Annotated in this window: 3 protein-coding genes; 1 reads left to right on the forward strand and 2 read right to left on the reverse strand. The window is 58.1% G+C overall.

Translation table 11 applies throughout. The annotated features are described in order from the left end of the window. Positions 1 to 798: TRCF domain-containing protein (locus tag Q0341_RS09295; RefSeq protein ID WP_366522761.1), on the forward strand; the 798-nt coding region annotated here is incomplete at its 5' end. A 158-nt stretch (positions 799 to 956) separates the two neighbouring features. Here Q0341_RS09295 and Q0341_RS09300 read toward each other — a convergent pair. Beyond that, on the reverse strand, positions 957 to 2,402 hold the full coding sequence (locus tag Q0341_RS09300; RefSeq protein WP_299512437.1) for an FAD/NAD(P)-binding oxidoreductase: 1,446 nt from the start codon (positions 2,400 to 2,402) through the stop codon (positions 957 to 959). A gap of 13 nt (positions 2,403 to 2,415) precedes the next feature. Beyond that, positions 2,416 to 2,704, reverse strand: a 289-nt coding sequence (locus Q0341_RS09305) for a cytochrome c (RefSeq protein WP_299512438.1), incomplete at its 5' end; no start/stop codon positions are given.

The following is a 2,704-nucleotide window of genomic DNA, read 5'->3' on the forward strand; positions in this document are numbered from 1 at the left end:
CGCGCCGACAAGTTTGGTCTGGCCCAACTGCACCAACTGCGCGGGCGCGTGGGCCGCTCGCACCACCAAGCCTATGCCTATTTGATGGTGCCCGAGATCGAAGGTCTGACCAAACAAGCCTCCCAGCGGCTGGACGCGATCCAGCAAATGGAAGAACTGGGCAGCGGCTTTTACCTGGCCATGCACGACCTGGAGATCCGTGGCGCAGGCGAGGTGCTGGGCGAAAACCAGAGCGGCAACATGCTCGAAGTGGGCTTTCAGCTCTACAACGAGATGCTGTCCGAAGCCGTGCGCTGCTTGAAGTTGGGCAAAGAACCCGATTTGCTCAGCCCCCTCTCGATCACCACCGACATCAACCTGCACGCCCCCGCCCTGCTGCCCAACGACTACTGCGGCGACGTGCACCTGCGCCTGAGTTTTTACAAAAAGCTGGCCACCGCCAAAACCAGCGACCAGATCGACGCCCTTCTCGAAGAGCTGGTCGACCGCTTTGGCAAACTGCCCCCGCAAGCGCAAACGCTGGTCGATGTGCACCGCCTGCGCGTGCTGACCCAGCCCTATGGCGTCATCAAGGTCGACGCTGCTCCTGGTGTCATCCAGATCACCTTCAAGCCCAACCCACCGGTGGAACCCATGGCCATCATTGGTTTGATCCAGAAAAACAAACACATCAAGCTGGCCGGCAACGACAAAATCCGCATCGAACGCGAACTGCCCGACCCCAAGGCAAGGGCGCAGATGGTGCGGGATGTGCTCAGGAGTTTGGGCACGCCAAAGGAACAAACCACAGCCGCTTAGATGACCCTGAAAACCAGCGATGCTAAGTGTCGCGGGGAACCGTTTTGCAGTTGATGCTTGGTAGTCGTGCGTGTTTTTTAAATGTACCTGTTGACACCGCCATCGCGTCCGCAGACCATGCGGGACACGACAGCCAGGCCACAGACTCGCTTCACGGTTTAGGCAAAGCTGTCGCTCATGAGGGTATTGAACCAGGTGCTCATCTGCTTGAAATTGGATGCGCTGATGCTGCTGGCTTCTGTGGCCTTTGCCCCGGCTGTCAGGCCTCCGTTGGCGGCTACTGCCATTTTTCGAGTGGACGCATCGTATTGGTAAACGGCCGTCAACCACGATGCGGTGTTGGCTGTGATGGGCGAGTAGCAAGCAGAGTTGGCCACGGGCGCTGGGTCAGGTTGCTGCCCGCCAATGGCTCGGACGATGGCATCGGCGCAAATTTTGGCTTCTTGGTTCGCCACATGTCCGGCTTTAGGCAGACCGCAGCTGGAGGCATCACCAATGACATGCACATCAGCCACCGCAGTGGACTGGTAGTTGAGGACATCGACCACGCACCAACGACCATCTGTGACTCCATTGGAAACACTGTTGTTCAAACTTGCGCTGGCCAGCCATTCGCCCACGGCACTGCCTGCGGCTCGGTGCGGCGGGATGGGGTTGACCACATGGGGATTGATCGCAACCGTCAGGCCCAGCTGGTCGGTGTAGCTCACGGCTTTTGTGTCGGGATTGATCTGGAGATTGCTCACGCCCGCACGGTAGTCGATCACCCCCCGGTGGATATTTTGGAAGGCTTCGGTGAAATTGGCGACCTCGGCCTGAATGGACGCGTTCTCATCCAACACGATGACTTTAGAGGTGCTGCCTTTGTAGGACTTCAAATAGTCGGCAACCAAACAGGCGCGTTCATAAGGGCCGGGTGGGCAGCGGTACGGGGACTTGGGAATGGTCATCACGAATGTGCCATTGATCGGCATCCCCGCCAGTTGGGTACGCAGCAATTCGGTCTGGGGTCCAGCACGCCAAGCATGGGGGGTCTTGGTCTCGTAGTCCGCTTGTGTCAAGCCATAGGCATCCATGAAATCCACCCCTGGAGCGACGACCAACCGGTCATAGGTCAGATCAGAACCATCAGACAGGGTCACTTTTTTGCTGGCTGTATCGAGTCGCACCACCGAAGCGTGCTTGACCACCACACCGTATTTATTGGCCACGTTGGTGTACCCGTAATTCAAGCTGCTGACGCTGCGGCTGTTGTTGAGCACCAAATTGCTCATGATGTTGGAGGTGTAGGTCGGGTTGGTTTCCACCAAGGTGACTTGGATGCCAGAGCCCCCCCAAAGGCGCAGATATTTGGCCACCGTGACGCCAGCCATGCCACCACCGATCACCACCACTTTGCCGGTTAGGCCAGTGTTCTCCAGTGCCATCGTGGTGTTGTTGCCTGATGCGTAATTGCCCTCAGCGTCGTGGTCATTGTGGCTCTCGTTGTCCTCGCGACCTCCGTCGTCGGAATGGCCCACCACGGGCACGATGCCCGAGGACAAAGCTGCAGCGGCCAGCATGAGCAACTTGCGGCGAGATGTCGATGCGTTGAATTTGTTCATGGTTTTCTCCTGATCACTGTTGCAAGTAGCTGATGATGGCTTGGAGTTGCGCACTCGTGTAGCCTTGGGCATGGGCGGCCATGATGGAACTGCTGGCACTGCGAGTCAGGTATTCGCGCACTTCAGCGGCCTCACCGCCCCGAATTTTTTCAAAACCACCCACACCGCCGGTACCGTGGCACTGAAAACAGTTCGAAGCCAAAAGGCGCCCGGCCGTGTTGGTCGGTGGCTTGATGGTGGTTCCGGCGACCCCATTTTTTTGCTGGATGGTGGCGACCGCTTTCGGGCTGTCACTGTTTTGG

The sequence above is a fragment of the uncultured Limnohabitans sp. genome (genome assembly GCF_937889215.1).
GTDB lineage: Bacteria > Pseudomonadota > Gammaproteobacteria > Burkholderiales > Burkholderiaceae_C > Limnohabitans_A.